Here is a 6,322-nt window from a genome sequence, read left to right as displayed (position 1 = left end):
GCCGCGCCCTCCCCCACGGGGCGCGGCGGTCGCTCGGCCCGGGAGCATCGTCCTATGGTGTGGCCATGACCACGACGTACACGGTTTCCCCGTGGAAGCCGGTGGAGCGGAACCAGTGGGAGCGGAACCTGTGGGAGATGACACGTGACTGAACCGTCGTCCGCCGTGGCCGCAGCCATCGACGGAGAGCTGCGGCTCCTCGACCCGGTGGTCCGTGCCTCCGCGCAACTCCTTGTCTCGCTGCTCCACCCCGAGTTCCGCGAGATCGGCACCAGCGGCCGGCTCTGGAACCGGGACTCGATCATCGCCGCGCTGACCGCGGTCGACGCCCCGGGCCCCGGCCCGCTGACGGCGTCACGGATGCGGGGTGTCGAGCTCTCCGCCGACCTCGTACATCTCACCTTCGATACGGAGTCCAAGGGGCTGCACTCCCACCGCAGTTCCCTGTGGCGAAGGACCGAGGGCGGCTGGCTGCTCTTCTTCCACCAGGCCACGCCGTACGTCGACGATCCGTTCGCCGAGATCTGACCCCCTCCTCCCCGCCGCACAAGGTTTAGGTTAGCCTTGCCTTCGTTTTGGCTGGAGGTGCGCGGTCGGGAGTCTCGTTTCCGACGCTCCGGAGATTTCGAGGGGGCGGCGAGTGGGGGCTGACATACCCGGGCGCGGCATCATCCGCCGCGCTGTCATGGGGCAGCGCAGGGACGTAGTCGTCGGCTCGGTGCTCGGCGCGGCCCACCAGACGGGTGAGGCACTCGTCCCGGTGCTGATCGGTCTCGTCGTCGACCGTGCCGTCGTCCGCCCGGACGGCGGGGCGCTCGCGGGCTGGCTCGTCGTCCTCGCGCTCGTCTACGCCATGCTCTCGTTCGGATTCCGCTTCGGCGCCCGGGCCGGTGAGCGGGCCGCCGAACAGGCGGCGCACCTGCTGCGCCTGGATGTCGTACGCCGCGTACTGGCGCCGCACGGCGGGGCGGAGGCCGGACGACCGCCCGGCGCCCTGGTGAACGTAGCCACCGAGGACGCCCGCCGGGTGGGCGCGGTGAACATGGCACTGACCCTCGGGATCGCGGCCGTCGTCGGCGTCGTCGCGGGCGCGGTGCTCCTGCTGCGGGCCTCCGTACCGCTCGGGCTGCTCGTCCTGCTGGGCGCCCCGGTCCTGATGGCGCTCGGCCACTTCCTCGCCCGGCCCCTGGAACACCGAAGCGAGGCCGAACAGGAACGGGCCGCGCACGCGTCCGGAGTCGCCGCCGACCTCGTGGCGGGCGTCCGCGTACTCAAGGGCCTGCGAGCGGAACGGGCCGCGGTCGACCGCTACCGGCACACCAGCCAGGCATCCATGGCGGCCAACGTGCGCGCCGCCCGCGCCGAAGCCCTCCAGAGCGGTCTGATGCTGACGCTCACCGGCACCTTCATCGCGCTGGTCGCGCTCGTCGGCGCCCGCCTCGTCCTCAGCGACTCCATCGGCCTCGGCGCCCTCGTCTCCGCCGTCGGCCTCGCCCTCTTCCTGCCCGGTCCTGTCGGCATGCTGGCCTGGGTCGGCGCCGAGTTCGCCAAGGGACGGGCGTCCGCGGCCCGGATCGCCGATGTGCTGGCCGCACCCGGGGAGTCCACCGGCGGCACCGGGACAGTGCCGGCACCCGTACGCGGAGAGCTGCGGCTGCGCGGACTCTCCCACGCCGGACTCACCGGACTCGACCTCACCGTCCCGCCCGGCGAACACCTCGGCGTCGTCGTCACCGACCCCGGCCACGCCGCCGCACTCCTCAACTGCCTGGCCCGGCGCGGCGACCCGGCGGCCGGAACCGTCGAACTCGACGGTATCCCCCTCACCGCCCTGGACCCGGACGCCCTGCGCTCCGCGCTCCTGGTGGCCGAACACGACGCGCAGCTCTTCGACGGCACCCTCCTGGACAACGTCACCGCCGCCGCGCCCCCGGGAGCCGACCCGCACCCCGCGATGACGGCAGCCGCCGCGGACGAGGTCGCCGCGGCCCTGCCGGGCGGCACCGCCGCCCAGGTCGGCGAACGCGGCCGGGCCCTCTCAGGCGGCCAGCGCCAACGCGTCGCCCTCGCCCGGGCCCTGGCCGCCGACCGCCCCGTCCTGGTCGTCCACGACCCGACCACCGCGGTGGACGCCGCGACCGAGGCCCGGATAGCCACCGGCATCCGCACCGCCCGCACCGGCCGCACCACCGTGCTCGTCACCAGCAGCCCCGCCCTGCTCGCCGCCACCGACCGCGTCGTCCTCATCGACGGCGGCACGATCACGGCCCGCGCCACCCACGAGGACCTGGTCCGCGACAACCCCGTCTACCGCGGAACGGTGCTCACATGACCCAGCCCACCGACAGCAGGGAACTCCTGCCCGTAGCCTCCGCCGCCCGCACCCGGGCCGCGCTGCGCACCCTCGTACGGCCCGACCGGGGCAGGGCCGCCGTCGCACTCGGCGTCCTCGTCGCCGCCACCGCCGTGGGCCTCCTCGTCCAGCCGCTCCTCGGCCACATCGTCGACGTCGTCGCCGACGGCCGCCCCTCGGCCGCGCTCACCGTGCCGGTGCTCCTGCTCGTCGTGGTCGCGGTCGTCCAGGGCGTCACCACGACGGTCGGGCTGACCCAGGTGGCCCGCCTCGGCGAGACCGTACTGGCCCGGCTGCGCGAGCAGTTCGTCGAACGCGTCCTCACGCTCCCCGCCGACCGGCTGGAACGTGCCGGGGCGGGCGACCTCACCGCCCGCGTCACAGGCGACGTCAACCGGGTCGCCGAAGCCGTCCGCTCGGCCCTGCCCGAACTGGCCCGCTCGGTCCTCGCGATCGTCCTCACCCTCGGCGCGCTGGCCCTGCTGGACATCCGCTTCCTGCTCGCGGCGCTCCTCGCCGTACCCGTACAGGCACTCACCGCCCGCTGGTACGTGCGCCGCGCCGTCACCCTGTACGCCGACCATCGCGTGGCCAACGGGGCCCAGCAGCAACAGCTCCTGGAGACCATCGGCGGCGCGACGACCGTACGGGGCCACCGGCTGGAGCGGCAGCACACCGAGCGGGCGGCCGAACGCTCCGGGGCCGCCGTCGCACTGACGATGCGCGCCGTCCACCTGGTGCTGGGCTTCTACGGGCGCCTCCACATCGCCGAGTACCTCGGCCTCGCGGCGGTCCTGGTCACCGGGTTCTTCCTGGTCGGCGACGGCGCCGTTTCGGTGGGCACGGCCACCGCGGCGGCCCTCTACTTCCACAGCCTGTTCGGGCCGGTCAACGCCGCGCTCGTGCTGCTCGACGACGCACAGTCGGCGGCTGCCGGACTCGCCAGGCTGGTCGGCGTGACCGATCCCGGCGACTCGGAGACGCCGGACACCCCGCAGTCCGCCTCCCTCCCCCGCCAGCGGACGGCACACGCCGGTGCGGCGGCCGTCACCGTCGACGCGGTCAGCCACGCCTACGGCACCGGCCGCCCCGTACTGCACCAGGTGTCGCTGACCCTGGCACCCGGCGAACACGTCGCCCTGGTCGGCACCAGCGGGGCCGGGAAGTCCACGCTGGCCCGGCTGGTGGCAGGCGTACAGCGGCCCACCGAAGGCACCGTCCACATCGCGGACACCGCTGACGGCCCCTCCGTCGTCCTGGTCACCCAGGAGGTCCACGTCTTCACCGGCACCCTCGCCGAGGACCTCCGCCTCGCCCGCCCCGCCGCCACCGACGCCGAACTGCGCACCGCGCTGTCCACGGTGCACGCCCTGGCCTGGGCCGAGGCCCTGCCCGACGGGCTCGGCACGGTCGTCGGCGAAGGCGGCCACCGCCTCGACGCGGCCCGCGCCCAGCAACTCGCCCTCGCCCGGCTCGTCCTGGCCGACCCACCGGTCGCCGTACTGGACGAAGCCACCGCCGAGGCGGGCAGCGCGGGCGCCCGCGACCTGGAGCGCTCCGCACGACAGGCCCTGGCCGGACGGACCGCGCTCGTCGTCGCCCACCGGCTCACCCAGGCCGTGGCCGCCGACCGCGTCGTCGTGCTCGACGGCGGCCGGGTCGTCGAGAGCGGCACCCACACCGAACTCCGTGACGCGGGCGGGCCGTACGCCGCCCTGTGGCGGGCCTGGTCCGGCAGCCGGACCGCACCCCACCCCTGAGAACCCCGAGTTCCCCGCCCCGCCCGTCCCCCGGCACCTCACAGAAGGACTCCGTCATGTTCCGCTTGTTCCAGCGCACCCGGCTGACCGCCGTGGCCGCGTCCGCCCTGCTGATGTTCTCGGTGGCCGCCTGCGGCTCCGGCGACAGCGACAGCGACCAGGCGGCCGGCGGCAGCCCGGCGAAGAAGGGCGCCTTCCCGGTCACCCTGGCGCACAAGTACGGCAGCACGACCGTGAAGTCCACGCCCCAGCGCGTCGTGACCGTGGGCCTCTCCGACCAGGACGCGGTCCTCGCCCTCGGCACGGTCCCCGTCGGCACCACCGAATGGCTCGGCGGCTACCCGGGCGCCGTCGGCCCCTGGGCCAAGGACGCGCTCGGCGGCAAGAAGGCGCCCACCGTCCTCAAGGACACCGGCACCGGACCGCAGGTCGAGAAGATCGCCTCGCTGAACCCCGACCTCATCCTGGCCCTCTACTCCGGCCTCACCAAGGACCAGTACCGCACCCTCTCCAAGATCGCCCCGGTCGTCGCCCAGCCCAAGGACGCCCCGGACTACGGCATTTCCTGGCAGGACCAGACCGAGACGATCGGCAGCGCCCTCGGCAAGGCCGACGAAGCCACGGAGCTCGTCGCGAAGACCGAGAAGCACATCACGGACGCCGCGGCCGAACACCCCGAGTTCAAGGGCGCGAGCGCCGTCATGGCCACCCCGTACGAGGGCACGTTCGTCTACGGGACCCAGGACAACCGCTCACGTCTCCTGAACTCCCTCGGCTTCGCCCTCCCCGCCGACCTCGACAAGGTCATCGGTGACGCGTTCGGCGCCAACATCAGCAAGGAACGCACCGACCTCCTGGACACCGACGCCATCGTCTGGCTCGTCACCGACGTGGCCAAGGACGGGAAGAAGCTGCACGCCGACCCGCTCTACGGCGACCTGTTGGTGGCCAAGGAGGAGCGCGAGGTGCTGGTGAACTCCAACAGCGACTTCGGCAACGCGATCTCGTTCGTGAGCCCGCTCAGTCTCCCGTACACCGTCGACCGGCTGGCGCCCCTGCTGTCCGCGGCCGTCGACGGAAAGCCCGCCACCAAGGTCTCCGCGCCCGCCTCCTGACGGGCCGGATCACCAACAGCATCCGACCAGACCCCGCCCGTGAGGAACCGGACCGTGGAGCAAGCCCCGTGACCCGCACCGCCCGATGGCGCCCCGCCCTGCTCGTGGCTCTGCTCGCCGCCGCGCTGGTGGTGCTCGTCCTGCTGTCGATCGGTCTCGGGGCCCTCCACATCCCGCCCGGCCAGGTGATCGGCGCCCTGACCGGCCACCCGGAGAGCGCCAGGACCGAGGACATCATCTGGTCGGTGCGCGTCCCCCGTACGGCACTCGGGCTCGCGGCGGGTGCCGCGCTCGGCCTGTCCGGGTGTGTCATGCAGGCGCTGACCCGCAATCCGCTCGCCGACCCCGGCATCCTCGGGGTGAGCGCCGGAGCGGCGTTCGCCATCGTGCTCGCCGCCGGGGTGGCCGGGATCGGCTCGCTGTTCGGCTACATCTGGTTCGCGTTCGCCGGGGCCATGGCCGCGAGCGTCGTGGTCTATCTGCTGGGGCGGATGGGACGTTCAGGGCCCACCCCGGTGAAACTGGCGCTCGCCGGAATCTCGGTGACCTTCGTACTGTCCTCGCTGACGAGCGCCGTCGTCCTGACCGACCCCGACGCGCTGGACCGCTTCCGGTTCTGGTCGGCCGGCTCGCTCGCCGACCAGGAAGCCTCCACCGTCCTGAGCATCATGCCCTTCCTCGGCGTCGGCGCCCTGCTCGCGCTGGCGAGCGCCCCCGCCCTCAACAGCCTCGCCCTCGGCGACGACGTCGCCGCCTCGCTGGGCCGCAGGCTCGGCCTCGTCCGGCTCCAGGGCGTGCTGGCCATCACCCTGCTCACGGGCGCCGCCGTCGCGGTCATCGGCCCCGTCGTCTTCATCGGCCTCGTCGTCCCGCACGTCGCACGGGTCCTCGCCCAGTACGCCGGGATCGGCCCCGACCACCGCGCCCTGCTGCCCCTGTCCGCCGCGCTCGCCGCCGGTCTGCTGCTCGCCGCCGACATCCTCGGACGGGTGATCGCCAGGCCCGTCGAGGTACAGGCCGGAATCATCGTCGCCTTCATCGGCGGACCGTTCTTCATCGCCCTGGTCCGCCGGCGCAAGCTCGCGGAGGTATGA

General features: G+C 73.6%; 5 protein-coding genes. All 5 read left to right on the top strand.

The features are described 5' to 3' along the window. Positions 1 to 144 precede the first annotated feature (144 nt). Entirely contained in the window at positions 145 to 528 is a 384-nt protein-coding gene (locus tag ACWGO0_RS31640; RefSeq protein ID WP_453542828.1) for a nuclear transport factor 2 family protein, read from the top strand. 112 nt (positions 529 to 640) lie between these two features. Next, complete coding sequence (locus tag ACWGO0_RS31635) at positions 641 to 2,332, top strand: ABC transporter ATP-binding protein (RefSeq protein WP_453542825.1); 1,692 nt, start codon at positions 641 to 643, stop codon at positions 2,330 to 2,332. Further along, positions 2,329 to 4,113: an ABC transporter ATP-binding protein gene (locus ACWGO0_RS31630; RefSeq protein ID WP_453542822.1), complete on the top strand. Its 1,785-nt coding sequence runs from the start codon at positions 2,329 to 2,331 to the stop codon at positions 4,111 to 4,113. The genes ACWGO0_RS31635 and ACWGO0_RS31630 overlap by 4 nt, the downstream gene beginning before the upstream one ends. A 56-nt stretch (positions 4,114 to 4,169) precedes the next feature. After that, positions 4,170 to 5,228, top strand: coding sequence for an iron-siderophore ABC transporter substrate-binding protein (locus ACWGO0_RS31625; RefSeq protein ID WP_453542819.1), 1,059 nt, complete (start codon positions 4,170 to 4,172; stop codon positions 5,226 to 5,228). Positions 5,229 to 5,296: 68 nt separating this feature from the next. Next, positions 5,297 to 6,322: a FecCD family ABC transporter permease gene (locus ACWGO0_RS31620; RefSeq protein ID WP_453542816.1), complete on the top strand. Its 1,026-nt coding sequence runs from the start codon at positions 5,297 to 5,299 to the stop codon at positions 6,320 to 6,322.

The sequence above is a fragment of the Streptomyces sp. NPDC055749 genome (genome assembly GCF_053617235.1).
The sequence above is the reverse complement of the archived record's forward strand: the minus strand, read 5'-3'. Positions and strand labels throughout refer to the sequence as shown.